Annotated in this window: 25 protein-coding genes; 12 read left to right on the top strand and 13 right to left on the bottom strand. The window is 71.7% G+C overall.

The window, feature by feature from the left end; genetic code table 11:
* Positions 1–41: 41 nt before the first annotated feature.
* The 6 genes from hflX to miaA form a co-directional block, all read right to left on the bottom strand.
* Positions 42–1535 (bottom strand): GTPase HflX, encoded by a 1494-nt coding sequence (gene hflX / locus ABT070_RS33315; RefSeq protein ID WP_351766175.1) that lies wholly within the window; start codon positions 1533–1535, stop codon positions 42–44.
* A gap of 135 nt (positions 1536–1670) precedes the next feature.
* On the bottom strand, positions 1671–3182 hold the full coding sequence (locus tag ABT070_RS33310; protein WP_351766173.1) for a M1 family metallopeptidase: 1512 nt from the start codon (positions 3180–3182) through the stop codon (positions 1671–1673).
* 180 nt (positions 3183–3362) lie between these two features.
* On the bottom strand, positions 3363–5546 hold the full coding sequence (locus tag ABT070_RS33305; protein ID WP_351766171.1) for a RelA/SpoT family protein: 2184 nt from the start codon (positions 5544–5546) through the stop codon (positions 3363–3365).
* A gap of 300 nt (positions 5547–5846) precedes the next feature.
* Positions 5847–6716 carry a diaminopimelate epimerase gene (dapF, locus tag ABT070_RS33300; protein ID WP_351766169.1) on the bottom strand — a complete coding sequence of 290 codons (870 nt, stop codon included), beginning with the start codon at positions 6714–6716 and terminating at the stop codon, positions 5847–5849.
* 86 nt (positions 6717–6802) lie between these two features.
* On the bottom strand, positions 6803–7312 hold the full coding sequence (locus ABT070_RS33295; RefSeq protein WP_351766280.1) for a hypothetical protein: 510 nt from the start codon (positions 7310–7312) through the stop codon (positions 6803–6805).
* Positions 7313–7420: 108 nt separating this feature from the next.
* Positions 7421–8359, bottom strand: a complete 939-nt coding sequence (gene miaA / locus ABT070_RS33290) for a tRNA (adenosine(37)-N6)-dimethylallyltransferase MiaA (RefSeq protein WP_351766167.1) — start codon at positions 8357–8359, stop codon at positions 7421–7423.
* 181 nt (positions 8360–8540) lie between these two features.
* Here miaA and ABT070_RS33285 point away from each other — a divergent pair, with 181 nt between their 5' ends.
* A complete protein-coding gene (locus tag ABT070_RS33285; RefSeq protein ID WP_351766165.1) occupies positions 8541–8876 on the top strand; it encodes a hypothetical protein in 336 nt (111 codons plus the stop codon).
* A 26-nt stretch (positions 8877–8902) separates the two neighbouring features.
* Positions 8903–9172 (top strand): antitoxin, encoded by a 270-nt coding sequence (locus ABT070_RS33280; RefSeq protein WP_351766164.1) that lies wholly within the window; start codon positions 8903–8905, stop codon positions 9170–9172.
* Positions 9173–9296: 124 nt separating this feature from the next.
* Here the strand turns inward: ABT070_RS33280 and ABT070_RS33275 are convergent, their stop codons facing one another.
* The 4 genes from ABT070_RS33275 to ABT070_RS33260 form a co-directional block, all read right to left on the bottom strand.
* Positions 9297–10013: a class III extradiol dioxygenase subunit B-like domain-containing protein gene (locus tag ABT070_RS33275; RefSeq protein WP_351766163.1), complete on the bottom strand. Its 717-nt coding sequence runs from the start codon at positions 10011–10013 to the stop codon at positions 9297–9299.
* A 61-nt stretch (positions 10014–10074) separates the two neighbouring features.
* Positions 10075–11604 (bottom strand): tRNA (N6-isopentenyl adenosine(37)-C2)-methylthiotransferase MiaB, encoded by a 1530-nt coding sequence (gene miaB / locus ABT070_RS33270; RefSeq protein WP_351766162.1) that lies wholly within the window; start codon positions 11602–11604, stop codon positions 10075–10077.
* A 168-nt stretch (positions 11605–11772) separates the two neighbouring features.
* Complete coding sequence (locus ABT070_RS33265; protein WP_351766161.1) at positions 11773–12471, bottom strand: response regulator; 699 nt, start codon at positions 12469–12471, stop codon at positions 11773–11775.
* Positions 12471–13454, bottom strand: a complete 984-nt coding sequence (locus ABT070_RS33260) for a sensor histidine kinase (protein ID WP_351766159.1) — start codon at positions 13452–13454, stop codon at positions 12471–12473. Before ABT070_RS33260 ends, ABT070_RS33265 begins: the two co-directional genes overlap by 1 nt.
* Before the next feature lie 347 nt (positions 13455–13801).
* Here ABT070_RS33260 and ABT070_RS33255 point away from each other — a divergent pair, with 347 nt between their 5' ends.
* From ABT070_RS33255 to ABT070_RS33245, 3 genes are all read left to right on the top strand, one after another.
* Entirely contained in the window at positions 13802–14287 is a 486-nt protein-coding gene (locus tag ABT070_RS33255) for a cation:proton antiporter regulatory subunit (protein WP_351766155.1), read from the top strand.
* A gap of 4 nt (positions 14288–14291) precedes the next feature.
* Positions 14292–15551: a cation:proton antiporter gene (locus tag ABT070_RS33250; protein ID WP_351766153.1), complete on the top strand. Its 1260-nt coding sequence runs from the start codon at positions 14292–14294 to the stop codon at positions 15549–15551.
* 296 nt (positions 15552–15847) lie between these two features.
* Positions 15848–17260 carry a hypothetical protein gene (locus tag ABT070_RS33245; RefSeq protein WP_351766151.1) on the top strand — a complete coding sequence of 471 codons (1413 nt, stop codon included), beginning with the start codon at positions 15848–15850 and terminating at the stop codon, positions 17258–17260.
* Positions 17261–17274: 14 nt separating this feature from the next.
* On the opposite strand, the gene ABT070_RS33240 is transcribed toward ABT070_RS33245, so the two are convergent.
* Positions 17275–17682 carry a pyrophosphohydrolase domain-containing protein gene (locus ABT070_RS33240; RefSeq protein WP_351766149.1) on the bottom strand — a complete coding sequence of 136 codons (408 nt, stop codon included), beginning with the start codon at positions 17680–17682 and terminating at the stop codon, positions 17275–17277.
* A 100-nt stretch (positions 17683–17782) separates the two neighbouring features.
* Between ABT070_RS33240 and ABT070_RS33235 the strand changes: the two genes are divergently transcribed.
* Positions 17783–18781, top strand: a complete 999-nt coding sequence (locus ABT070_RS33235) for a TAXI family TRAP transporter solute-binding subunit (RefSeq protein ID WP_351766147.1) — start codon at positions 17783–17785, stop codon at positions 18779–18781.
* 75 nt (positions 18782–18856) lie between these two features.
* Here ABT070_RS33235 and ABT070_RS33230 read toward each other — a convergent pair whose 3' ends face one another.
* Positions 18857–20263, bottom strand: a complete 1407-nt coding sequence (locus tag ABT070_RS33230) for a sensor histidine kinase (protein ID WP_351766145.1) — start codon at positions 20261–20263, stop codon at positions 18857–18859.
* A 12-nt stretch (positions 20264–20275) separates the two neighbouring features.
* Entirely contained in the window at positions 20276–20962 is a 687-nt protein-coding gene (locus ABT070_RS33225) for a response regulator transcription factor (RefSeq protein WP_351766143.1), read from the bottom strand.
* A 314-nt stretch (positions 20963–21276) separates the two neighbouring features.
* Here ABT070_RS33225 and ABT070_RS33220 point away from each other — a divergent pair, with 314 nt between their 5' ends.
* The 6 genes from ABT070_RS33220 to ABT070_RS33195 all read left to right on the top strand — a co-directional run bounded on the left by ABT070_RS33220 (position 21277) and on the right by ABT070_RS33195 (position 26748).
* Positions 21277–22053 carry an amino acid ABC transporter ATP-binding protein gene (locus ABT070_RS33220; protein ID WP_351766141.1) on the top strand — a complete coding sequence of 259 codons (777 nt, stop codon included), beginning with the start codon at positions 21277–21279 and terminating at the stop codon, positions 22051–22053.
* Between the two features lie 64 nt (positions 22054–22117).
* Complete coding sequence (locus tag ABT070_RS33215) at positions 22118–22978, top strand: glutamate ABC transporter substrate-binding protein (RefSeq protein WP_351766140.1); 861 nt, start codon at positions 22118–22120, stop codon at positions 22976–22978.
* Between the two features lie 111 nt (positions 22979–23089).
* Positions 23090–23755, top strand: a complete 666-nt coding sequence (locus ABT070_RS33210; protein ID WP_351766138.1) for an amino acid ABC transporter permease — start codon at positions 23090–23092, stop codon at positions 23753–23755.
* On the top strand, positions 23752–24654 hold the full coding sequence (locus ABT070_RS33205) for an amino acid ABC transporter permease (RefSeq protein ID WP_351766136.1): 903 nt from the start codon (positions 23752–23754) through the stop codon (positions 24652–24654). Before ABT070_RS33210 ends, ABT070_RS33205 begins: the two co-directional genes overlap by 4 nt.
* 175 nt (positions 24655–24829) lie before the next feature.
* Positions 24830–26452: an FAD-dependent monooxygenase gene (locus ABT070_RS33200; RefSeq protein ID WP_351766134.1), complete on the top strand. Its 1623-nt coding sequence runs from the start codon at positions 24830–24832 to the stop codon at positions 26450–26452.
* 209 nt (positions 26453–26661) lie between these two features.
* Complete coding sequence (locus ABT070_RS33195; protein WP_311605579.1) at positions 26662–26748, top strand: putative leader peptide; 87 nt, start codon at positions 26662–26664, stop codon at positions 26746–26748.
* Positions 26749–26825 lie beyond the last annotated feature (77 nt).

Raw genomic sequence — 26825 nt, 5'->3', positions numbered from 1 at the left:
AAGCAGGGGCGGGCCTTCGGCGTTCAGCGGGTCGCGACCGCTCAGGCGAGCGGAGCCGGTACGTACGGCGCGAGGTCCGCCGCCAGCTCCTCGTGCACCCGCACCTTCAGCAGGGTGCCCTCCGCCGTGTGCTCCGCGGAGATCACCTCGCCCTCGGTGTGGGCGCGGGCGACCAGTCCGCCGTGGGTGTACGGCACGAGCGCCTCCACCTCGACCGACGGCCGCGGCAGCTCGTTGTCGATCAGCGCGAGCAGTTCGTCGATGCCCTGGCCGGTGCGGGCCGAGACCGCGATGGAGCGCTTCTCGATCCGCATGAGCCGCTGGAGCGTCAGCGGGTCGGCCGCGTCCGCCTTGTTGATCACGACGATCTCGGGCACGCCGGTGGCGCCGACGTCCCGGACCACCTCGCGTACGGCGGCCAGCTGCTCCTCCGGGTTCGGGTGCGAGCCGTCCACCACGTGCAGGATCAGGTCGGACTCGCCGACCTCCTCCATGGTGGAGCGGAACGCCTCGACCAGGTGGTGCGGCAGGTGCCGGACGAAACCGACCGTGTCGGCCAGCGTGTACAGGCGGCCGCTCGGGGTCTCCGCCCGGCGCACGGTCGGGTCCAGGGTCGCGAACAGAGAGTTCTCGACCAGGACGCCCGCGCCCGTGAGGCGGTTGAGCAGCGACGACTTGCCGGCGTTGGTGTAGCCCGCGATGGCGACGGACGGCACCTTGTGGCGCTTGCGCTCCTGGCGCTTGATCTCGCGGCCGGTCTTCATGTCCGCGATCTCCCGGCGCATCTTCGCCATCTTCTCGCGGATCCGGCGCCGGTCCGTCTCAATCTTGGTCTCACCGGGGCCACGGGTGGCGAGGCCGCCGCCCTTGCCGCCGCCCATCTGCCGGGACAGCGACTGCCCCCAGCCGCGCAGCCTCGGCAGCATGTACTGCATCTGCGCGAGCGCGACCTGCGCCTTGCCCTCTCGGGACTTGGCGTGCTGGGCGAAGATGTCCAGGATCAGGGCCGTACGGTCGATGACCTTGACCTTGACGACGTCCTCGAGGTGGATCAGCTGGCCCGGGCTGAGCTCACCGTCGCAGATGACGGTGTCCGCGCCCGTCTCGAGCACGATGTCACGCAGCTCCGCGGCCTTGCCGGAGCCGATGTAGGTGGCCGCGTCGGGCTTGTCACGGCGCTGGATGACGCCGTCGAGCACCAGCGCGCCCGCCGTCTCCGCGAGCGCGGCCAGCTCCGCGAGGGAGTTGTCCGCGTCCTGTGCGGTTCCCGTGGTCCAGACGCCGACGAGCACGACCCGCTCCAGGCGGAGCTGGCGGTACTCGACCTCGGTGACGTCCTCGAGCTCGGTGGAGAGGCCCGCCACGCGGCGCAGGGCCGCGCGCTCGGAGCGGTCGAACTGGTCGCCGTCCCGGTCTCCGTCGATCTCGTGGCTCCAGGCGACGTCCTCTTCCATCAGGGCATCGGCCCGGAGACCTTCGGGGTAGGCGTGCGCAACGCGCTGGGTGTCCTGGGAAGGGGAAGAAGAGGAGGTCATTGGGTCCTTACGTCGTTGGATGCCGGTACGGGGGCCTTCGTGATGGTCAACGCGCGAGCATCCCGGGAGATTCCCGTGTCCCGCGCCGCACCGACCTCACGATGGTCGCACGGTACGGCCCGTCTCGTCACGGCCTTATTTCGCGGCCCGTCGAGCGGGCGGGGCGACCTTCGGCGCAGCCTTCGGTTCGCCCTTGGCGACCGGTGCGGCCGGCTTCCAGTCCGGGTGGCCGGGCATCGGCGGGGTTTTCTCGCCGTACAGCCAGTCCTTGAAGAACCGGGCCAGATCGCGTCCGGAGATCTCCTGGGCGAGGTGCTCGAAGTCGGCCGTGGTCGCCGTGGAGTCCCGGTGGTTGTGGACCCACGCCCGCTCCAGGTGCTCGAACGCGGTCCGGCCGATCTCCTGGCGCAGGGCGTAGAGGACGAGGGCCGCGCCGTCGTAGACGTTGGGCCGGAAGATGCTGATCTTCTGGCCGGGGTTGGGGGCCTTGGGCAGCGCCGGCGGGCCGCCCGTGGAGCGCCAGCGGTCGGAGGCGCCGTACGCCGCCTTCATCCGCGCCTCCAGGGTGCGCCCGGCCTTCTCCTCGGCGTACAGCGCCTCGTACCAGGTGGCGTGTCCCTCGTTCAGCCACAGGTCGGACCAGGTGCGCGGGCTGACGCTGTCGCCGAACCACTGGTGGGACAGCTCGTGCACCATGATCGACTCGACGTACCACTTGGGGTAGCCGGGCTCGGTGAAGATGTCCCTCTCGAAGAGGGAGAGGGTCTGCGTCTCGAGCTCGAACCCGGTGGAGGCCTCGGCCATGAGCAGGCCGTACGTCTCGAAGGGGTAGGGGCCGACCTTGCCCTCCATCCAGGCGATCTGGTCGGGGGTCTTCTTCAGCCACGGTTCGAGGAGTTCGCGGTCCTTGGTGGGCACGACGTCCCGTACGGGCAGTGCGTGCGGCCCCTCGCGGTGCACGACCGTGGAACGGCCGATGGACACCTGGGCGAGCTCGGTGGCCATGGGGTGCTGGGTGCGGTAGGTCCAGGTGGTGGCCTTGTCGGCCCGCTCGACCCCGGTCGGCAGCCCGCCGGCGACGGCCGTGTAGCCGTTGGGAGCGGTGATCCGCACGGTGAACATCGCCTTGTCGGACGGGTGGTCGTTGCACGGGAAGACCAGGTGCGCGGCGTCCGCCTGGTTGGCCATGGCGAGGCCGTCCGCGGTCCGCACCCAGCCGCCGTCCCGGCCGCCGGTGCTCACGGGATCGCTGGTGTGCCGCACGGTGATCCGCGTCCAGCTGCCGGCGGGCAGCGGGTCCTCCGGGGTGACCACCAGGTCGTCGCCGGCGCTGGCGAAGGTCGCGGGTGTGCCGTCGACCTCGACGGATTCGACCTTGCCCTGGGCGAAGTCGAGGTTGACCCGGTCCAGGGCGGTGGTGGTCCAGGCGTCGATGGTGGTGACCGCCTGGAGGGGCTTGGTGTTGGTGCCGGTATAGGTGAAGGCCAGGTCGTACGAGGCGACGTCGTACCCCGGGTTGCCCAGGTACGGGAAGAGACGGTCGCCGACGCCGAGCGGGGCCGCCGGGGCGCTCGCGGCGACGAGGCAGACGGAGACGGCCGAGGCGAGGAGCGCGGATTTCAGCCGGGCGCGAGGGGTGAGCAGCATGCACCACGGCTACCAGCGCGCACGTCCGTCGCGGCGGCGACGCGCGCCCGGCCCACTCGAACGGGTTGCGCACGCGCGCGTGACTGACGCCCGGGAGGGCGCCCGTGCGACGCACCTTCGCTCCACGCGCGCGTGGTCATCGGCGCGACCCCGACCCGCCCACGCGCGCGTGGGCAGCGTCTACGCCTCCGGGGAGGCGGGCGCGTGATGCTGCGCGCGGCCCACGTCGTAGACCCCGGGCACGTTGCGCATGGCGCGCATGAGGGTGGGCAGGTGGCCGGCGTCCGGGAGTTGCACGGTGTACGTGTGGCGCACCCGCTGCTGGCTGGGCGGCTCGACCGTCGCGGAGACGATCTCGGCGCCCTCCAGCGCCATGGCCTCGGTGAGGTCGGCGAGCAGATGGGGGCGGCCGAACGATTCGGCGACCAGGGTGACCCGGCATCCGGTGGTGTCGCCCCAGCGCACGTCGACCTCTTCGCGCCCCGCGTTCGCCATGCGCGCCACGGCGGAACACTCGGCGCGGTGCACGGTCACCACTCCCCCGCGCACCGCGAAGCCGGTGACCTCGTCGAGGGGCACGGGCGTGCAGCAGCCGGCGAGCCGGACGCTCGCGTCGGGCCGGTCGACGACGGTGATCGCGGCGCCGGGCCGCGAGGCGGGGGCGTCCGGCGTGGCCGTGTCGGCCGCGGAACGGGCGGTCGCCCCGGCGGCCTTGGCGGCCCCGGAGTCCTTCGCCGTCTCCGCGCCCTCGTGCTCGGCCGGGGCGGGGTGCGTCGCCAGCCACCGCTGGATGGCGATGCGGGCGGCGGGGGTGTGGGCGTGCTCCAGCCACTCCCTGGAGGGCTCCGAGGCGGGGTCCTGGCCCATGAGGAGCTGGACGGTGTCGCCGTCCCGCAGGACGGTGCTGAGGGTCGCCAGACGGCCGTTCACCCGGGCGCCGATGCAGGCGTGGGCGTCCTCGCCGTACTGCGCGTACGCGGCGTCGACGCAGGTGGCTCCCTCGGGGAGGCCGAGCCTGCCGCCGTCGGGGCGGTAGACGGTGATCTCACGGTCCTGGGCGAGATCCTCGCGCAGGGTGGACCAGAAGGTGTCGGGGTCGGGCGCGGCTTCCTGCCAGTCCAGGAGGCGGGAGAGCCAGCCGGGCCGGGTCGGGTCGACGCGCTCCTCGTCCGCCGGGATCCTGCCCCGGGCCTGCTCCTCCGCGGGAGCCGTGTAGGGATTGCCGAGGGCGATGACGCCGGCCTCGGCCACCTTGTGCATCTGGTGGGTGCGGATGAGGACTTCGGCGACCTGGCCGTCCTCGCGGGCGACGGCGGTGTGCAGCGACTGGTACAGGTTGAACTTGGGAACGGCGATGAAGTCCTTGAACTCCGAGACGACCGGCGTCATACAGGTGTGCAGTTCGCCCAGGACGGCGTAGCAGTCGGCGTCCTCGTTCACCAGCACCAGCAGCCGGCCGAAGTCCGCGCCCCGCATGCGTCCGCGCTTCCGGGACGCGCGGTGCACGGAGACGAAGTGCCGTGGCCGGATGAGGACTTCGGCCTGGATGTCGGCGTCGCGCAGGACCGTGCGCATCGCCTCGGCGAACTCCGCGAGGGGGTCGTCCGCGCGGGAGGCGTTGTCGACGATCAGTTCGCGGGTGTGCTCGTACTCCTCGGGGTGCAGGATCGCGAAGACGAGGTCTTCCAACTCGGTCTTGAGGGCCTGGACGCCGAGGCGTTCGGCGAGCGGGATGAGGACGTCGCGGGTGACCTTGGCGATGCGTTCCTGCTTCTCGGGGCGCATCACGCCGAGGGTGCGCATGTTGTGCAGCCGGTCGGCGAGTTTGATCGACATCACGCGGACGTCGTTGCCGGTGGCGACGAGCATCTTGCGGAAGGTCTCGGGCTCGGCGGCCGCGCCGTAGTCGACCTTCTCCAACTTCGTGACGCCGTCGACGAGATAGCGCACTTCGGCGCCGAACTCCTCACCGACCTGATCGAGCGTCACATCGGTGTCCTCGACGGTGTCGTGGAGCAGTGACGCCGTCAGGGCCGTGGTCTCCGCGCCGAGTTCGGCGAGGATCAGGGTCACGGCGAGCGGGTGGGTGATGTAGGGCTCGCCGCTCTTGCGCATCTGGCCGCGGTGCGAGGACTCGGCGAGCACATAGGCGCGGTGCAGCGGTTCCAGGTCGGCGTCGGGGTGGTGGGCGCGATGGGCCTCGACCACGTGACCGATCGCGTCGGGCAGCCGGCCGCGGGAGGCGGGGCCGAGCAGCGCGGCCCGGCCCAGGCGACGCAGGTCGATCCGGGGGCGACTGCGCCTGCGGGGCGCTGAAGGCACTACCGGGCCTGGGGTCGCGGGATTCGTGGCCTCCGCACTCATGGGCACCTCCGGCTGCGTGGACCGGCGGACGGGGTGTCCCAGGGCGGACACGGCTCAGGGGACTGGTGAACGGTCCCCCGTCCGGGCCGGTGCTTGATGCTACCGAGCCCATCACGCGCGACCGACCGCCTCTCGCCGAGCGTGAAACGGATCACCCATTCGAGCGAAGGACCAGAGGTTTACGGTTTTGAGCCGCCTGACCTGATCTCGATCGTGAATTCGAGCCCGCGACCGGACCCCGGGATGCGACCCTCGGGGTCGTCAGGCCGCTCCGGCCTCCGATGCCAAGCCTCGACGGAATCAGCGGGCGACTGTTTCCAGCCACTCCGAATCGATCTCGCCTGTGGCGACGATCACTGCGGGCCCGGTCATCTCGATCTCGCCGTCGGGCCGTTCGGTGATCACCAGACGTCCGCCGGGGACGTCCACGACGTACGTCGCCGGCACGCCGGTGGCCGCCGGGTCGGCGCCGTCCCGGCGCGCGGCCGCCACGGCGACGGCGCACGCGCCCGTGCCGCACGAGCGGGTCTCGCCGGACCCGCGCTCGTGCACGCGCAGAGCGACGTGCCCCGGGCCGCGGTCCACGACGAACTCGACGTTGACCCCGTCCGGGTAGGCCGAGGAGGGGCTGAACGGCGGCGGGGCGTACAGGTCGCCGGCGTGCGCGAGGTCCGCCACGAAGGCGACGGCGTGCGGGTTGCCCATGTTCACGTTCCGCGCGGGCCAGCTGCGCTCGCCGACGCTCACCGTGACGTCCCCTTCGGGGAGGCGGGCCCTGCCCATGCCGACGGTGACGTCACCCTCCTTGTCGAGGTGCGCGCGCTTCACGCCCCCGCGCGTGGCGATCGCGAGGTCGCCCTCGGAGACGAGACCGGCGTGCTGGAGGTAGCGCGCGAACACCCGGACGCCGTTGCCGCACATCTCCGCGACGGAGCCGTCGCCGTTGCGGTAGTCCATGAACCACTCCGCCTCGGCCGCCATGTCCTTCGCCTCGGGGTGCGCGGCGGACCGCACGACGTGCAGCAGCCCGTCACCGCCGATGCCCGCGCGGCGGTCGCACAGGGCGGCGACGGCGGTCGGGGGCAGGTCGATGGCGTTCTCGGGGTCCGGGACGATCACGAAGTCGTTCTCGGTGCCGTGACCCTTGAGGAAGGCGATCCGCGTGCTCATTCCTCGATCGTACGGGGTGGCCAGGACACCCGTCCCGGGCGCCGGCGCCCGGCTGGGCTCCCCGCGCGCGTGGAGCTCCGTGGAGCTCAGCGCAGCCGGGCCACCCGCCCCACGGCCAGGGCCACCACGGCGGCGACCATCACGACGTACGCGAGGACGACCCGCCAGTCGGGACGGCGCCCGGAGCCGCGCTGGGGCAGCCCGGGCCACGTGTAACCCACGCGGCGCGCGGCCGTCGTTCCCCAGCCGGCCGCGCAGGAGCAGATCAGCAGCCCGAGCATGGCGATCATGGCGCCGCTGTCACCGAAGTCGAACGCGAGCGGGAAGGCGAACATCAGGGAGCCGACCGCGGCCAGCGCCACGATGGGCGCGAGCTGCCAGATCCGGAGCCGACGCTGCGGGCGCAGCTCGACCTCGACCTCGGGGCCGCCCGCGAACATCTCCTCGGGCTCGGGCCCGTCGTCGCTCACGCCGTCCCGGGTGTCGTCCTCGTCCGGCCCGTCGGGGCTCAGACGGCCTTCCTCAGGCTCCGGTTCACCACGCTCGGTGGTGAGGTGCTCGGTGCCTTTTGCGGTGTCGCGAGGGCCGGCCTCCATCGCCACGCGCCCTCCCAACTCGGACTCCACTTGGTCGATCGAAGCTCGATGATGGCACGGCGCCGGATGCCCGGATGACGGCCTGGGCGTCCCGATGCCATGACGTGATCAGGCTGTAACCGGTCGTTCCACCAACGCCAGCGCAAGCTCCGGAAGTTCTGTGAGGTCAGCAGCGGCCCCACTCAACCAGTGCACCCGCGGATCGCGCCTGAACCACGAATCCTGACGGCGCGCGAAGCGCTTGGTGGCACGGACCGTCTCGGCGCGCGCCTCGTCCTGGGTGCACTCGCCGGCCAGGGCGGTGAGAACCTGCTGGTAGCCGAGCGCACGCGAGGCCGTGCGCCCCGCACGCAGGCCCCGCGCCTCCAGCGCGCGGACCTCGTCGACGAGTCCCGCGTCCCACATCCGGTCGACGCGGCGGGCGATGCGCTCGTCGAGTTCGGGGCGCGCCACGTCGACCCCGATCTGGACGGTGTCGTAGACCGAGTCGTGACCGGGCAGGTTGGCCGTGAAGGGCTTGCCGGTGATCTCGATCACCTCGAGGGCCCGGACGATACGGCGGCCGTTGCCGGGCAGGATGGCGTGCGCGGCCTCGGGGTCGGCGGCGGCCAGCCGGGCGTGCAGCGCGCCTGAGCCGCGCAGCGTGAGCTCCTCCTCCAGCCGGGCCCGGACCTCGGGGTCGGTGCCGGGGAACTCCAGGTTGTCGACGGCGCCTCGGACGTACAGCCCCGAGCCGCCGACGAGAATCGGCCAACGGCCCTCGGCGAGCAGGGTGTCGATTCTCTCGCGGGCCAGCCGCTGGTACTCGGCGACGGAGGCGGTTTCCGTCACGTCCCAGACGTCCAGGAGGTGGTGCGGGACGCCACCGCGCTCATCGGGCGTCAGCTTGGCGGTGCCGATGTCCATCCCTCGGTAGAGCTGCATGGAGTCGGCGTTGACGACCTCGCCGCCGAGCCGCTGGGCCAGGAATACGCCCAGATCGGACTTTCCGGCCGCGGTCGGTCCGACGACGGCGATGACGTGGGGGACGGGAGGTGCGCTGCTCACGGCACCAGTCTCGCAAACCCCGACCCCCGCCCTCGAACGAGTTACGTGACAAGGCCGGTCCGACGTCGTTGCCCGTTGCGAGATTCCCGTCTCCCCGCACGGGGGCGGTGACCCCGGTGGCGCAAACGGACGCACCGGCCAACGCGGGATTTCGCCCGCACGAGTACCGTATGGAGTGGTTATGGGCGTATTGGCGCGAATTTTCCGGAGGTCGAGGACGACGGAGAAGGCGACGGCGGAGACGACGGAGACGGCGGGCGCCGCCGACGCGCCGGCCGCTACGCCGGCGGACGACGTCGAGGCGGAGCGGACGGGCGAACGGACGGACGGGCCGACGTCGGCCCGGGAGCCGGCCGAGGCCGAGGAGGCGGAGGACGCCGGAGACGTCGCCGGGACGGAGCCGGTGAAGACGACGGAACCCGTCGCCGTCGCCGCCACCGACGGGGTCGAGATTCCCCGGCAGCAGTCCGCCGAAGAGGCGGCCGACAGCGAAGCGGGCGAAGCCGCCCGCGCGTGACGGAACCCCCGCGAGGAAGGTGCTCCATGGGTCTTTTGGACAATTTGAAGGCCAAACTCTCCCCGGCCAAGGGCAAGGTCTCGGGCCTCGCGCAACAGCACGGGGACAAGGTTCAGCACGGTCTCGACAAGGCCGCGAAGGTCGTCGACGAGAAGACCAAGGGCAAGTACAGCGACAGGATCCAGTCGGGCACCGGTAAGGCCAAGGGCGCCATGGACCGGCTGGCTCACAAGGACGAACCCGCCGGGGGCGGCGACACCTTCACCCCGCCGAGCACTCCCCCGCCGGCCTCCTGATCAGCAGCCTCGGACCGGCCCACTGGAACGGCGGACGGCCGCGCAGCGCAAACGCTCGCGGCCGTCCGCCGTTTCCGGCGGGTGCCACTCGCGCCCGGGCCCGCACGGCACCGCCGTCCGCCGCCTACGACCAGGCCGCGACCACGTATCCCACCCCGTAGGGCGCGTCCTCGTAGAGCAGCGCGCCCGTCAGTCCGGCGCCCTCGGCCGCGCCCGCCAGCACCTGCCAGGGCGCCCGGCCCGAGGCCTTGAGCTCGTACGCCAGGTCGGCGTCCAGCGCCTTGAGGGCCGCGAGGTCCGCCGTGCCGAGCGCCCGCGCGGCCTCGGCGTCGAAGGGTGCCGCGCGCTCGTCGAGATAGCCCGGCGCCTTCAGCGTCCGGCAGGCGCTGGCGTCGCCCATCACCAGCAGCGCCACCCGCTCCGCCGCCGCGCCGATGCCGCGGCCGACTTCGACGCACCGCTCGGCCGCGAGCGGTTCACCGACGCCGAGCCCCTCGACGGCGGCGGCCGACCACCCCGTCCGCTCGAGCAGCCAGGCGGCCACGGCGAGGGACGGCGGGAGTTCGCGTGTGGACGGTGTGTCCGCGCCGGCCCGGCCCAGCCGTACGGCGAGATCCACCCCGAAGCCGGAGAACGAACCCCGTCCGCCCTCCGGGTGCGGGCCACGCCCGGACTGCTCGGCCGGCCCGACGACCACGAGCCGGTCCGGCCGGGCGGCGGCCAGCACGGCCAGCGCGTCCGAGCAGGCGGCTCGCGCGGCGTCCAGCTCGGGCGCGGCGCCCGCGGCGACCTCGGGCACCAGCAGGGGCGGACAGGGGCAGACAGCGGCGGCGACAAGCATGATCGGCAGGGTAACCCCGCAGGAGGGCCACCGGGCTACCGACCGGGCGTCGCGCCGGCCGTCAGTCGCAGCCGCAGCCGCTGCCCGCCGCCACCGGCAGGGGCGCGGGCACGCCGATCTTGGGCAGGCCGAGCAGGACACCGGCCGGCTTCGCCGCCTTCTCGGCGGTGCGCTTCTCCCAGGCGTCCCCCGCGCGCGTGCGGCGCACTTCCAGGACGGGGCCCTCGGCCAGAAGGTGGTGCGGAGCGGCGTACGTCACCTCGACGGTCACGACGTCACCGGGGCGCACCTCCTGCTCCGGCTTGGTGAAGTGGACCAGACGGTTGTCGGCGGCGCGGCCCGAGAGGCGGTGGGTGGCGCCGTCCTTGCGGCCCTCGCCCTCGGCCACCATCAACTCCAGGGTGCGGCCGACCTGCTTCTTGTTCTCCTCCCAGGAGATCTCCTCCTGGAGGGCGACGAGACGCTCGTAACGCGCCTGCACGACCTCCTTGGGGATCTGGTTCTCCATGGTCGCGGCCGGGGTGCCGGGGCGCTTGGAGTACTGGAAGGTGAACGCCTGCGTGAAACGGGCCTGACGGACCGCGTGCAGGGTCTGCTCGAAGTCCTCCTCGGTCTCGCCGGGGAAGCCCACGATGATGTCGGTGGTGATCGCCGCGTGCGGGATGGCGGCCCGCACCTTCTCGATGATCCCCAGGTAACGCTCCTGCCGGTAGGACCGGCGCATCGCCTTCAGGACCGTGTCCGAGCCGGACTGGAGGGGCATGTGCAGCTGCGGCATCACGTTGGGCGTCTCGGCCATGGCCGCGATGACGTCGTCGGTGAAGTCGCGCGGGTGCGGGGAGGTGAAGCGGACGCGCTCCAGGCCCTCGATCGCGCCGCACGCGCGGAGCAGCTTGCTGAAGGCCTCGCGGTCGCCGATGTCGGAGCCGTAGGCGTTGACGTTCTGGCCGAGCAGGGTGATCTCGGAGACGCCCTCGCCGACCAGCGCCTCGATCTCGGCGAGGATGTCGCCGGTCCGGCGGTCCTTCTCCTTGCCGCGCAGGGCCGGGACGATGCAGAAGGTGCAGGTGTTGTTGCAGCCGACGGAGATCGACACCCACGCCGCGTAGGCGCTCTCGCGCCGCGTCGGCAGGGTCGAGGGGAAGGCCTCGAGCGACTCGGCGATCTCGACCTGGGCCTCTTCCTGCACGCGTGCGCGTTCCAGCAGGACCGGGAGCTTGCCGATGTTGTGCGTGCCGAAGACGACGTCCACCCAGGGCGCCCGCTTCACGATGGTGTCGCGGTCCTTCTGGGCGAGACAGCCGCCGACCGCGATCTGCATCCCGGGACGGCTCGCCTTCCTCGGCGCGAGCCGACCGAGGTTGCCGTAGAGGCGGTTGTCGGCGTTCTCGCGCACCGCGCACGTGTTGAAGACGACGACGTCCGCGTCACCGTCGGACCCCTCGGGGGCGCGTACGTACCCGGCTTCTTCGAGCAGCCCGGACAATCGCTCGGAGTCGTGGACGTTCATCTGGCACCCATAGGTGCGGATCTCGTAGCTCTTGGGTGTGTGAACGTCCACTGCGAGGCTCCGGTCGCTGCTGCTGGTCATGGCTCAAGGGTAGGCGCTCCCCGAGGAACACCCGTCTGCCTCTGTCCCACGGCTACGACGACGCCCTGACCGCCGCTCCCGGCGGGACGGCCGGCGGCGGGAAGTGCGCGCCCGGCCCGTCGGAGACCTCGGTGACGCGCTCGGTGACCCGCGCACCCGCACCGGGCGTCAAGGGTCGATGAGGCCCGCGCGGATCGCGTAGCGGGTGAGCTCCAGACGGTCGCGCATGCCGAGCTTCTGCAGGAGGTTGGCGCGGTGCCGTTCCACCGTCTTGGCGCTGATGAACAGCAGCGTGCCGATCTCCCTGGAGGTGTGCCCCTCGGCGACGAGCTTGAGGATCTCCTCCTCGCGCTCGGTGATGGGCCGCGCGGGCAGCCCGTCGACACCGTCGCCGCGGTGCAGCCGGTCCAGGTACGAGCGGACCAGGGCCCGCTCCGCGCCCGGATAGATGAACGGCTCGTCCCGCACCACCGCCCGGCACGCCTCGACCAGGTCCCGGTCGGCGACCGACTTCAGGACGTACCCGCCGGCTCCGGCCTTCAGCGCCTCGAAGAAGTACTGCTCGTTGTCGTACATCGTCAGGATGAGGATGCGCAGGGCCGGGAGGCGGCGGGACAGTTCACGGGCCGCCTGGAGCCCGGTCATCCGGGGCATGGCCACGTCGAGGACGGCCAGGTCGATGTCCCCGGCCCGGGCGCGCTCGACCGCCTCGGCGCCGTCCCCGGCCTCGGCGACCACCGTCAGGTCGGGCTCGCCGTCCAGGATGAGCCGTACCCCCCGCCGTACGAGGGTGTGGTCGTCGGCGAGCAGGACCCGGGTCGGAGGGATCGCCGACCCGGATGAGGGCGGTGCCGTGCCGTCCGCCATCAGCGGCCTCCGACAGGGGCCGTCGCGTCCGCCCGGCCGGCACCCGCGGCCGCCCGCAGCCTTATGCCCGTCCCGCCGTCGCCGTCCGCCCTCGACGACACCGTGAGGGTCGCGCCGATCAACAGGGCCCGCTCGCGCATCCCCCGGATCCCGGCGCCCTCGCCGTCCGCCGGACCCAGGCCCCTGCCGTTGTCCTGTACGAGGAGCTCGACGCCGCCGGCGACCGGGCGCAGACACAGTTCGGCGCGGTCGGCGCCGGAGTGCCGGGCGGTGTTGGTGAGGGCCTCCTGGGCCACGCGGTAGAGCACGAGTTCCGTCTCCTCGGTCAGCGGGGGCAGGCCGGCGCGGAGGTCGTGGCGCACCGACAGGCCATGGGTGGTGAACTCGCCCGCGAGCGAGCGCAGGGCGCTCAGCAGTCCGAGTTCGTCGAGGACGCCGGGGCGCAGCCGACGGGCGATGCGGCGGATCTCGTCGAGGCCGGACCTGGTGGCCTCCTGCGCCTGGCCGAGTTCCTCGCGCAGGTCCTGCGGGGCCCGGTCGGCGACGCGCTTGAGCTGGAGCAGCACGGCGGTGAGGGTCTGGCCGACCTCGTCGTGGAGTTCACGGGCGATGCGGTGGCGCTCTCGTTCCTGGGCGGACAGCGCCCCGGCCGCGCTGGCGGCGCGCTCGGCCTCCAGCCGGTCCAGCATCGCGTTGTACGTCGTGATCAGCTCGGCGGTCTCGACCGGCCCCGAGACCACGGCACGGGCCCCGGGGTGCAGCAGGTCGGCGTCGGCCATGGCTCGTCCCAGCCGTCCCAGCGGGGCCAGTCCGACGCGCAGCACGACCGCGTTGACGGTCAGCAGCGCGGCCAGACCCGCGACCACGACGAGCACCTCGCCCGGCAGTATGGGCGTGGAGACGGTGACCGGGCCGAGCAGCAGGGCGGCCGCGATGACCAGGCCTACGGCGTCGAGCACGAAGATCCGCCAGAACAGTGACATGTGCGCGGCTCCTCCTCGCCCGACTCGCCCGACCAGCCCGACCCGTCCGACTCGCCTATCTCGTTCGTCTCGTGCAGCTCGTTCGTCTCGTGCTGCTCTTTCCGCCCCTTCAGCCCCTGCGGTGCCTCCGGGCCTTCCGGTTTCCGGATCCTGCCGGCCTTCCCGCCGGGCCCGGCGGCCCCTCCATGGCACTGCCGTGACCAGCCTCTCCGCCCACCGTCGGCCCTGTCCATCCGTCACGACACCCATGTCGTCACCGTACGGGGGGATGACAGCATGGCGGCTTTGGGCACTCGTCCCAGACGTCACCAGGAAACGACCAGCAACGACCAGCAAGGGGAAGAAACGTGTCTGCTCCACGCCTCCGGACGACACCGCTGCCAGGCATCGGAGTCCAGTACGACCTCGTGACGCGGGAGCAGCGCCACCTGTCCGTGGTGGCCCACCGTGACGGTACGCGGACGGTCGGTCTGTACCAGGCGGACGACCCCGAGTCGTGCGCCCACTCCCTACGGCTGACCGGAGCCGAGGCGGGCTCGCTGATCGACGCGCTGATGCCGTCCCACCACAGCGCCAGCCTGCTCTACACCACGGACCTGGGGCTGGTCGCCGAGCGCATCGAGGTGGCGGCCACCTCGCGCTGGAACGGGCGGCTGCTGGGCGACACCCGGATGCGGACGGAGACCGGCTCCTCGATCGTGGCGGTGCTGCGGCGGGCCGAGGCGATCCCCTCCCCGGCGCCGGACTTCCGGCTCGCGGGCGGCGACACCCTCATCGTCATCGGCACCCGCGAAGGTGTGGACGCGGCCGCGGCCATACTCGGTCGGGAGTGATCGAGTGCATTCCGCAGTCCTGCTGATCGAATTCGGTTCCATCATCCTCGGCCTCGGCCTGCTCGGCCGGTTCGCCGCCCGTTTCCGGTTCTCGCCGATCCCGCTGTATCTGCTGTCCGGTCTGGCCTTCGGCGAGGGCGGGCTGCTGCCGCTCGGCGCGAGCGAGGAGTTCGTCGCCACCGGTGCCGAGATCGGCGTCATCCTGCTGCTGCTGATGCTCGGCCTGGAGTACACGGCCAGCGATCTGGTCTCGAACCTCAAGGCCCACTATCCGGCCGGTCTCGTCGACTGCGCCCTCAACGCCCTGCCGGGCGCGGCCGCCGCGCTGCTGCTGGGCTGGGGGCCGGTGGCGGCCGTGGTGCTGGCGGGCGTCACCTGGATCTCGTCGTCCGGGGTGATCGCCAAGGTGCTGGGCGACCTGGGCCGGGTCGGCAACCGGGAGACCCCGGTGATCCTCAGCGTGCTGGTCCTCGAGGACCTGGCCATGGCGGTCTACCTGCCCATCGTCACCGCCCTGGTGGCCGGGGTCGGGCTGGCGGCCGGCAGCGTCACCCTGGCGATCGCGCTGGGCGTCGCGGGACTCGTCCTGTTCGCGGCGGTGCGCTACGGCCGCGTCATCTCCCGGTTCGTGTCGAGCGACGACCCGGAGAAACTGCTCCTCGTCGTGCTGGGGCTCACCATCCTGGTCGCCGGCGTGGCGCAGCAGCTCCAGGTGTCGGCGGCCGTGGGGGCGTTCCTGGTGGGCATCGCGCTGTCCGGGGAGGTCGCCGAGGGCGCGCACACGCTGCTGAGCCCGCTGCGCGACCTGTTCGCCGCGGTCTTCTTCGTCTTCTTCGGGCTGCACACCGACCCGGCGAGCATCCCTCCCGTCCTGCTGCCCGCCCTCGCGCTGGCGGTCGTCACCGCCGCCACGAAGATCGCCACCGGCTACTGGGCGGCCCGGCGGTCCGGGATCTCGGTCAAGGGGCGCTGGCGCGCGGGCGGCGCGCTGGTGGCCCGGGGGGAGTTCTCGATCGTCATCGCCGGGCTGGCGGTCACCGCCGGGATCGAGCCCTCTCTCGGACCGCTGGCCACGGCGTACGTCCTGATCCTGGTCGTCGTGGGCCCGCTCACCGCCCGCTACACGGAGCCGCTGGCGGCTTGGTGGGCCCGGCGCCGACCGCCCCACGACCCCGGCACCCCAGGCACCCCAGGCGCCTCCGGTACCCCCGGCACGGTGGAGCAGCTGCCCGAGGCGAGGACGCAGACGCCGGTACGCGACTGAGGCGCGGTGAGGGCCCGGACCGCAGCGGACCGCACGGGACAGCACCGGGTCACTCCGGACGCACTGGACCGCACGGGACAGCAGCGGGTTACTCCGGGACGCTGCGGGCCCTCACCGCACCCGTGCCGTACGTCACATCGCGGGGTCTCCGGATCGGGGAGTGGTGAGGAGACAGCCATGGCATGCTCATGGCTTATTACCGGCCAGTAGGCATCGTCCGCCAGGCCGGTCCCCCCTCGTCTCCCCCACCTCCAGGACTGACCTTGCGTAGACGCACGAGGCACTCCCGTGCCCTCATGCCCGCCTTGGCCGTATCCGCCCTCCTCCTCGCCGCGGGCTGTTCCTCCCCCTCCTCGCAGGCCGAACCCTCCTCCTCGGCGGCCGCCCGTCGGGCCGACGCGGAGACCGCCGCCTCCGCCGCCGACCGTTCGCTGGCGGTGGCCGCCGCCCCCACGGGCAGCACCGCGACCGCCACCGCCCACGCCGGCGACTCGGAAGGGCGGGCCCACCGGACGAAGCTCAGCGTCAGCTCGTACGACGGCAGGACCCGGCGGGCCGTCATCTCGTCCGGCGCCGCACCCTCCGCCCCACCTTCCGCGACGAGCCCCTCCTCGCCCTCGGTCTCGCCGGGCGCTTCGTCGGCGCCGCACCGCACCGCCGTCGGGGACGTCATCGCCAGCGCCCCCGCGCCCGGTGCGCCGGACGGGCTCCTCGCCGAGGTCACGAAGGTGATCGGCGAGACCGACGAGGGCACCGAGGTGCAGACCGCACCGGCTCGGCTCAACGCCCTGCTCGGGGACGACACCGCCAAGGGCAGCGTGCCCGTCGACCCGGCCGCGTTCGACATCGACGAGCTGCTGCCCGACGTCGACGTCTCCTGGTCGAAGTCGGCCGACGCGCACGTCGGCCCGCAGGGCGCGACGGTTCCGCTCGGCAGCCTGCGGCTCGACGTGAGGGCCGACCTTCCGACCGTCGGGAACACGTCCCCCTCGGCTGCCGCGTCGGCGGACGCCTCCGTCTCCGGCTTCGTACAGGTCGCCCCGCAGGTCGACTTCCGCTACGGCGGCGAGGGCGCCGACGCCGCGCCCGCCTCGGCCTACCTCGGCGTGTCCGGCGACTGGACCTCGGGCTGGTCGCTCAAGGGCCGCGCGGGCGCCTCCGCCACGCCGGTGCGGATCCCCTTCGCCACCCTGCACGCCGATCCGGTCCTCCAGGTCGGCCCCGTGCCCGTGGTGGTCAACCTGGACCTGACCTGCTACCTCCAGATCACCGGCGACGGCAGGATCACCGTCGACGTGGAGCAGAGCCTCCAGGGCGACTTCGCGGCGGGCGGCACCTTCGGCCTCGGCCAGGGCTGGACCCCCGTCAGCTCCTCGGACATGAAGAGCACCCCGGTGCGCACCTCCGTCACCACCGCCGGCAGCGTGAAAGCCGCCCTCGGCGCCCAGGCCACGGTCGGCCTGTACGGCAGCGTCGGCGTCGTCGCCGATCTGGCGCCCTACGTCCGCGGCGAGGGCACCGGCACGGTCACCGGCACCGACTCGGTGTTCGATGCCGACGGTTCCTGGGCCGTGTACGGCGGTGTCGACCTGAGCGGCACCCTGCGGCTCCAGCTGACGATCTTCGGCACGCCCGTGTTCCAGCGGGACATCCCGCTGGGTGCGCTGCACCGGGAGGGGAAGCTGGCGGGCGGCGGCTCAGCCTCCTGACCGGACCACCGGCTTCAGGCCGCGCCGTCAGGGGTCCAGCCCTGGCGGCGCAGCACCGCGGACACGTCCGGTATCTCGTAGTGCTCGCCCTTGAGGACCTTGCCGTCCGCACGGCGGGCGACCTGACCGCCGGGGCCCAGCTTGGTCATGTTGGACCGGTGGATCTCGGCGAGCACCGCGTCTAGGTCGATCCCGTGCACCAGGGCCGTGCCGTAGGCGACGTAGACGACGTCGGCCAGTTCGTGCGCGAGCCGGTCCAGCGGGCCGCTCACCGACACCTCGGCGACCTCCGCCGCCTCCTCGGCGAGGAGCTCTCCGCGGTGCGCGGCAAGGCGGGGCGACACCTCCGTCGGCGTGCTGCGGGCGTCGAGCCCGAAGGCACGGTGGAACTCACGGACCAGTTCGGCGGGCGAGGAACTCATGCACCGACTGTAACGACGGCCACTGACACTCCGGCCCGGAACCGGCCCCTGTGAGCCCCGCCCTGGTCAGCACCGCGTCCCGGCTGGCAGGATCGCGCCCATGTCCCCGTTGTTCTCCCGTATCGGCAGGCGCCGCGCCCTCCAGGGCACGGCCGCCGGTGTCGTCGTCCTCGGGCTGCTGCTGTGGTGGCTGCTGCCGCTGGGCGAGGACCCGCCGAGCGGGTCGATCACCTTCAGCACGGGCACGTCGAGCGGCGTGTACTACGAGTACGGCAGCCGCCTGCGCGCGGAGCTCGCCCGCGACATGCCCGACCTGGACGTGAAGCTGTCGACCAGCAACGGATCGCAGGAGAACGTCGCGCGCGTGGCGACCGGCGAGGCCGACTTCACCATCGCCGCGGCCGACGCGGTGGAGACGTACGAGCGGCAGCACCCCGGCTCGGCCGCCCGGCTGCGCGGGGTGGCCCGCCTGTACGACGACTACGTCCAGCTCGTGGTGCCGCGCGACTCGGACGTCCGGTCCGTCGCGGACCTGCGGGGCAGGACCGTGGCGACCGGGCTGCCCCGCTCGGGCGTGCGGCTGATCGCCGAGCGGGTGCTCAAGGCGGCGGGCCTGGACCCGGCCAAGGACATCAAGGCCGTGTCCCAGGGCATCGACACCGGTCCCGAGCAGCTGGAGAAGGGAAAGATCGACGCCTTCTTCTGGTCCGGCGGGGTGCCGACGGCCGGGCTGGAGAAGCTGGCCGACAACTTCACCTTCCGGTTCGTGCCGATCGGCCCCGACCTCGTCGCCAAGATGCACGACCAGGACGACTCCACCGGGTTCTACCGGGCCACGAACATGCCGGAGTCGGCGTACCCCACGATCCAGAACGGCTCGACCGTGGCGACGATCGCGGTGTCCAACCTGCTGATGACCCGTACGGACATGGCACCCCGGCTCACCGAGTGGCTGACCCGGACCGTGATCAAGAGCCGGGACGGGATCGGTGCGCATGTGCATTCCGCGCAGCTGGTCGACCTGCGCACGGCCATCTACACCGACCCGCTGAAGCTGCACGAGGGCGCCCGGCGCTACTACCGCTCCGTCAAGCCGTAGGACCCCTGGCACCGCGGGGCCGGCCCTGGACCCTAGGACCCTCGGCACCGTAGGACCCGACCGTAGGACCCCCGGCTACGACGTCGGCGACCTCGGCACCGACACCGTCGCCGTCAGTCCACCGGGCTCGTGATGGTCGTAGGAGAGGGAGCCGCCGCCCGCCGCGAGCAGCGCCCGGGAGATGGACAGGCCCAGCCCCGAGCCCTTGATGTTCTGGTGGCGGCCGCTGCGCCAGAAACGGTCGCCCACGCGGGTGAGTTCCTCGTCGGTCAGCCCCGGACCGTTGTCGGTGACCACGACGGTCGAGGTCGCCCCGTCGGCCGCGACCGTGACCGTGACGCTCTCCCCCCGCGGGGTGAACTTCACCGCGTTGTCGATCACGGCGTCCAGGGCGCTGGACAGCGTCACCGGGTCGGCCCATGCCGTGGTCGGCGGGCAGTCGCCGACCAGTCGGACGCCCTTGGCCGCAGCAGTGGGCGCCCAGGCGGCGACGCGCTCGGCGGTCAGCGCGCCGATGTCGGTGACCCGCAGGTCGGCCTCGGCGTGCTCGGCCAGGGCCAGGTCGAGCAGGTCGTCCAGGACCTGGGCCAGTCGCTTGCCCTCGTTCTGGACGGAGGCGATCTCCTCGTTGCCCTCGGGGAGTTCGTACCCCAGCAGTTCGATGCGCAGCAGCAGTGCGGCGAGCGGGTTGCGCAGTTGGTGCGAGGCGTCGGCGACGAAGGCCCGCTGCTGCTCCAGCACGTCCTCGACGTTGTCCGCCATCTCGTTGAACGCCCCGGCCAGCCGCCGGAGTTCCGGAGGCCCGCCGGCCACCGCGACCCGGGACTTCAGCCGGCCGCTCGCGATCTCGTGGGTGGTGGCGTCCAGGACCCGCACCGGCCGCAGCACCCAGCCGGTCAGCCGCAGGGCCGCGCCGATGGCCAGCAGCATCGCGGCGATCTCGCCCGCGCCGACGACCAGCCAGCCGTGCAGGATCCGCGACCGCATCGGCCCGGTGGGCGAGTCGGTGACGACGACGGCGACGACGTCACCGTCCCGGATGACCGGCGACGCCACGACGAGCCGGTTGCGCTGCCACGGCCACACCTGCCGGGGGTCGTGGCTGCGACGGCTGAGCAGCGCCTCCTCGAAGGCTTCCCGCACCTCCCCCGTTTCGGGGAGGTACCAGTCCCTCGGGGCATGAGCCATGGGGGTGTCCGTGCCGTAGAAGACACCGGCACGAATGCCGTAGACGTCGTAGTAGCTGTCGAGTTCCCGGCTGAGCGTCGCGCGTCGCTCGTTCGTGGCGGACGCGGAGTCGTTGACGCCCGAGGAGGCGGTGACGAACTGGGCGAGTGCCGCGAACCGCGCGGTGTCGTCGATGCGGTCGACGACCACGTTCTGTTGCTGGGCGCCCGCCACACTGACGGCCAGCGGCACCCCGAGGGCCAGCAGCACGGCCGCCATCAGCACGATGAGCAGCGGCAGAAGACGTGTACGCAACCGCGGTCCCCGCTACGCGCCGGGGGCGACGAGCCGGTAGCCGACGCCGCGCACGGTCTCGATCAGCGCGGGCATGCGCAGCTTGGCGCGCAGCGAGGCCACGTGCACCTCCAGGGTGCGCCCGGTCCCCTCCCAGCTGGTGCGCCACACCTCGCTGATGATCTGTTCCCGGCGGAAGACCACACCGGGGCGCTGGGCGAGCAGCGCCAGGAGGTCGAACTCCTTGCGGGTCAGCTGGACGACCGAGCCGTCCACCGTGACGCGCCGGGTGGGCAGTTCGATGTGCACGGGGCCCAGGCGCAGCGCGTCCTCCCCGCCGGCCTCCGGGTCCTCGTGGACGGTGCGGCGGCTGACGGCGTGGATACGGGCGAGCAGTTCCCCGGTGTCGTACGGCTTCACCACGTAGTCGTCGGCGCCCAGGTTGAGGCCGTGGATGCGGGAGCGCACGTCGGAACGGGCGGTCACCATGATCACCGGCGTGGCGGTGCGCTTGCGGATCTTGCCGCAGACCTCGTACCCGTCCTGGTCGGGAAGGCCCAGGTCGAGCAGCACGACGCTGAAGCCGGGGCCCTCCGGGACGAGGGCCTGGAGCGCCTCCTCGCCACTGCGCGCGTGGGTGACGTCGAAACCGTGCCGCTTCAGGACCGCGGACAGGGCGGCGGCGACATGGTTGTCGTCCTCGACGAGCAGCAGTCTCATGCCGGCCTCCTCCGGTTCATCGGTCGTACGGTCTGACTCACTAAAACGGGCGTTCGGTTCTCCGGTCGGAGAAACACGGGCACACGCGTGTGTGCATCATGGCAGTCACGCTGATGGACGAGGACGCAGTCAAGAGGGTTCCGGTTGCACCGGGCTTCCGTTATCCGCCCGATACGCCCGCAGGTCGCAAGTGCTACGACACGTGTCCGATTGCTATCGGATCGTGATGCTCAGATTCCCCTCAGATGTAATGACGCTGGTCGCGGCAGGTCACTACTGTCCTCCGAAACCGAGGAGGACGGAGCACCAGAGCGATGACCGAAGTATCGGTGACCAAGGAAGACGCGGTCGCGAGCGGTGAACTGGTCGTCCTGAAGAGCGTCAACAAGCACTTCGGCGCGTTGCACGTTCTCCAGGACATCGACCTCACGATCGACCGCGGCGAGGTCGTCGTGGTCATCGGGCCCTCCGGGTCCGGAAAGTCGACCCTGTGCCGCACCATCAACCGCCTGGAGACGATCGACGACGGCGCGATCACCATCGACGGGAAGCCGCTGCCCCAGGAGGGCAAGGCACTGGCCCGGCTGCGCGCCGACGTCGGCATGGTGTTCCAGTCGTTCAACCTGTTCGCGCACAAGACGGTGCTCGAGAACGTGGTGCTCGGCCAGGTCAAGGTCCGCAAGGCCGACAAGAAGAAGGCCGAGGAGAAGGCGCGCGCCCTCCTCGACCGGGTCGGTGTGGCCACCCAGGCCGACAAGTACCCCGCGCAGCTCTCCGGCGGTCAGCAGCAGCGCGTCGCCATCGCGCGGGCGCTGGCGATGGACCCGAAGGTCATGCTCTTCGACGAGCCGACGTCGGCTCTGGACCCCGAGATGATCAACGAGGTCCTCGAAGTCATGCAGCAGCTGGCCAGGGACGGCATGACGATGATCGTCGTCACCCATGAGATGGGTTTCGCACGATCGGCTGCAAACCGCGTGGTGTTCATGGCGGACGGACGCATCGTCGAAGAGGCTGCGCCCGACCAGTTCTTCAGCAATCCGCGCAGCGACCGTGCCAAGGACTTCCTGTCGAAGATCCTGCACCACTGACCTGCATCACTGACGGAACCCGCACCGCCCGCAGTACTTCATCACTCTTCTAAGGAAGTTCCTCATGAAGCTTCGCAAGGTCACCGCCGCCTCCGCCGCTGTCCTCGTTCTCGCCCTGACCGCGACCGCCTGCGGCGGCGACGACAACAAGGACGACAGCGGCAGCAGCAGCTCCAGCGGCGGCAGCGGCAAGATCAAGGTCGGCATCAAGTACGACCAGCCCGGCCTCGGTCTGAAGAAGCCCGACGGGTCCTTCGCCGGCTTCGACGTGGACGTCGCGACCTACGTCGCCAAGCAGCTCGGTTACGAGCCGGACCAGATCGAGTTCGTCGAGACCAAGAGCGCCGACCGCGAGAACGCCCTCGCGCGCGGTGACGTGAAGTTCATCGCGGCCACCTACTCGATCAACGACGAGCGCAAGCAGAAGGTCGACTTCGCCGGCCCGTACCTGCTGGCCCACCAGGACCTGCTGGTCAAGTCGGACTCGAAGATCGCCAAGGGCGACGACCTCAACGGCAAGAACCTGTGTTCCGTGACCGGTTCGACCTCCGCGCAGAACGTGCAGAAGTCGATCGCCCCGAAGGCGAACCTCAAGGAGGTGAGCTCCTACTCGGAGTGCATCGCCGGCCTTCAGAACGGCTCCGTGGACGCGGTCACCACCGACGACTCGATCCTCGCCGGCTTCGCCTCGCAGGAGCAGTACAAGGGCAAGTTCAAGCTCGCGGGCCTGAAGCTCAGCAACGAGAACTACGGCGTCGGCGTCAAGAAGGGCGACTCCGCGACCGTGGACAAGATCAACAAGGCGCTGGAGCAGATGGTCAGCGACGGCTCGTGGCAGAAGGCCGTCGACGCCAACTTCGGCCCGGCGGGCTACAAGAACGAGGCCGCCCCGAAGATCGGCGTCATCGTCCCGAACGCCTCGTAACCACCGGCTCAGCACAGCGGGGTAATCGCGGTGCGCCGCCGTCCGTCGCGATCACGGCGGCGGCGCGCCCCGCCCTCCACATACGCCACCCACCCGGAAGCGCGGGAGATCGTGTTCGACTTTCTTGAAGGTTACGACGTCCTAGGGGCGTTCTGGATGACGGTGAAACTCACCGCCCTCTCCGCCGTGGGCTCCTTGATCTGGGGCACCGTGCTGGCCGGGATGCGGGTCAGCCCGGTCCCGCTGATGCGCGGGTTCGCCAGCACCTACGTCAACATCGTCCGGAACATCCCCCTGACGGTCATCATCCTCTTCAGCTCGCTCGGCCTCGCCGACGTCTTCGGTATGACTTTGGGCGCCGAGGACTTCAAGGTCCAGGGCTTCCGGCTCGCCGTGCTCGGTCTGGCCGCGTACACCGCGGCCTTCGTGTGCGAGGCGATCCGCTCCGGCATCAACACGGTGCCCATGGGGCAGGCGGAGGCGGCCCGGGCCATCGGGCTGAGCTTCACCCAGACCCTGACGCTCATCGTGCTGCCGCAGGCGTTCCGTTCGGTCATCGGGCCACTGGCGAACGTCCTGATCGCCCTGACCAAGAACACCACGGTGGCGGCCGCCATCGGCGTCGCCGAGGCCGCCTACCTGATGAAGACGATGATCGAGAACGAGGCGCAGACGCTGCTCATCGGCGCGGTCTTCGCGTTCGGGTTCGTGGTACTGACCCTGCCGACCGGCCTCATCCTCGGCTGGCTCAGCAAGCGACTGGCGGTGAAGCGATGAGCTCGGTCCTCTACGACACTCCCGGCCCCCGCGCCAAGCGGCGCAACGTCGTCTTCTCGGTGGTCTTCTTCGTCCTCCTCGCGCTGGCCCTGTGGTGGGTGTGGCAGAAGATGGACGACAAGGACCAGCTCACCTCCGCCTTGTGGAAGCCGTTCACCGAGTCCGAGGCCTGGACGACGTATCTGCTGCCCGGCCTCGAGAACACGCTCAAAGCGGCCGCGCTCTCCATGGTGATCGCCCTTCCGCTCGGCGCGGTCTTCGGTATCGCCCGCCTGTCCGACCACCGGTGGGTGCGGGCCGTGGCCGGCACGGTCGTCGAGTTCTTCCGGTCGATCCCGGTGCTCCTGCTGATGCTGTTCGCCAACGAGTTCTACGCCCGCTCCACGGACGTCACCAGCGAGGACCGGCCCCTCTACGCCGTCGTCACCGGCCTGGTGCTCTACAACGCCTCGGTCCTCGCCGAGGTCGTCCGGGCCGGCATCCTCTCCCTGCCCAAGGGGCAGACGGAGGCCGCGTACGCGATCGGCCTGCGCAAGGGCCAGACGATGTCCAGCATCCTGCTTCCGCAGGCGGTCACCGCGATGCTCCCCGCGATCGTCAGCCAGCTGGTGGTCATCGTGAAGGACACCGCGCTCGGCGGCGTGATGCTCGGGTTCCCCGAGCTGCTCAACTCCCGCGGCACGCTGGCGGCCAACTACGCCAACGTGATCCCGAGCTTCATCGTCGTCGCGATCATGTTCATCGTGCTGAACTTCATCCTCACCAGCTTCGCGAGCTGGCTGGAGCGCTACCTGCGGCGCAGCAAGCGCAGCACGGGCGCGGTCCTCGGCGTCGACAAGGTGGACGATCTGAACGCGGCCGAGGTCGGCGGCGGCTTCGGAAGCGGGGCGTCGGCCTGACACCCGCTCAAGTGGTGTGACCTGTACGGAGGCAGTGGCGTGCGCGCCACTGCCTCCGTCACTTGACGCAAGCAGCGGCAATGGGTTGCATACGTTCTGTGATCGTGCACCCTGCTCCTACCTCTAGTTCCCATACGTCCCTGAGGACACCGTCGCGGGCAGGGGGCGGCACGCCGTGGACCCGGTGATCATCGTCGGAGCGGGGCCGGTGGGGCTCACGCTCGCCCTGTCGCTGGCGCGCCAGCAGGTGCCGTCCGTGGTCCTCGACGAGGGCCCCGGCAAGGACGAACCACGGCTCGCGCGCACCGTCGTCCTGCGCGAGGACACCGCCGCCCTCGTCGAGCGGCTCACCGGAACGTCCCTCGACGAGGCCGGAGTCCACTGGGCCGGATGGCGGTCGATGCGGCGCAAGCAGGTGACGCGCGAGGTCAGGTTCGACGACGCGACGGACCCCGCTCCCCTGCACATCGCCCAGCATGTGCTGACGGGCATCCTGCGCGCCGCCCTGGTGGGGCAGCGGCTGGTGAAGATCGCCGTGGACAGCCGCCTGGACGGCATCGAGCAGGAACCTTCCGGCGTCACGGCCCACACCCGCGGCCCCCGGGGCACCTGGTGGCGCGGCAGCCACCTGGTCGGCTGCGACGGCCCGCGCTCCACCGTCCGCAAACTCCTCGACATCCGCTTCCCCGGCCGTACGGCGGTGGAGCGACACGCCGTCGCCGCGCTGCGCACGGAACTTCCGTGGCCCGACGAGGCGTTGCTCCATCGGACACCGCCGTGGCGGGTGACCGGCCCCTCCGCCGGGGAAGTCACCGGACGCCCGCTGCCGGACGGCGTCTGGCGCCTGGACTGGCTGTTGCCGCCCGGCAAGGACCTCGTCACGCCCGAGCTGCTCGTGGCGCGCATCCGCGAGACCCTGGCGGGCTGGAGCGGCGGTTCCACGCCGGCCTACGAACTGCTCGACACCGGCGTCCACACCGTGCACCACCGGCTGGCCCGCCGCTGGCGCGTGGGACGGGTCTTCGTCGCCGGGGACGCCGCGCACCTGCTCGGCGCGCTCGGCACCCAGGGCCTCGACGAGGGCCTGCGGGACGCCGACAACCTGGCCTGGAAGCTGGCCCTGGCCTGGCACCACGGGTCGCACGAGGCGCTGCTCGACAGCTACCAGGCGGAGCGGCGCGCGGCCGTCGCCGCCCGGCTGCGCGCCGCCGACCAGGCGCTGCCGGTGCTGCGCGGCGGCGCCGGCATAAGGGCGTACGTCCCCGGCACGGCCCGCGGTCACGACGTGCTGCTCACCGACGGTCACCTGGGCCGCGGTCCGCTGGGCGCGCCGGGCGCCTACGACGGCTCGCCGCTCGCGCCCCGGCACCTGGAGGCGGAGGTGCCGGTGGACACGGCTCCGGGCGCGCCGGTGGAGGACGTGCGGGTGACCGCGGAGGACGGCTCGTTCGTACGGCTGCGGGACCGGCTGGGGCGCGGTGCCCTGCTCGTCCTGCTGATCGCACCGGGCACCGGCGTGTGGGAGCGCAGGCACTGGGTGGGCGCCGGGATCATGCCCCGGCTCGCCGCCGCGGTGACGGCCCTGCCCAGCCCGGCCGAGCTGCTGGTGGCCGAGAGCTATCCGGGCGCGGCCGCGCACACCGTTCTGCTGATCCGGCCCGACGGCCGTCTGGTCACCGCGCTCAACGGAGTACGCGCGGCCGACCTGTACGCGGCGGCGGAGGCGACGGTGGGCGGTCCCACGGGGTCGCGGGAGACCTCGGAAGCGGGGGCCACGGCGGGCTCCGCGGCCAAGTGACGCACGGACCCGCCCGGCATCCGCCCGCGAGAAGACCGCACGACGACCGCACGACGACCCGGCGACAACCGGACGACGACCGGACGACGCCCCTAGGAGAACCGGGAGAGAGCCGAGCGGGAAACGCACGGTCGTACCGGCTGTGACTGTGCGGTCCACATCGTGACAGTGAGTTGACCGGGGTACACCGGCATGGTGTACTCCGGATCGTGACCGACACCGATGTGCGCCTGTGGCGGAGGGTCCATATGGACCTCGTCCGCTATGCGGGCTGCGTGTGTCGCCCGTCCTGCTGAACTCGCATCCCCCTTTCCCACCGGCGCGCGCCGCCGATGCGCACCCCGCTCCGTGCGCGGCCGTGCGCTCCCGCGAA

This window comes from Streptomyces sp. NPDC002884, assembly GCF_040295245.1.
GTDB lineage: Bacteria > Actinomycetota > Actinomycetes > Streptomycetales > Streptomycetaceae > Streptomyces.
This window is presented reverse-complemented; position numbering and strand designations above follow the sequence as displayed.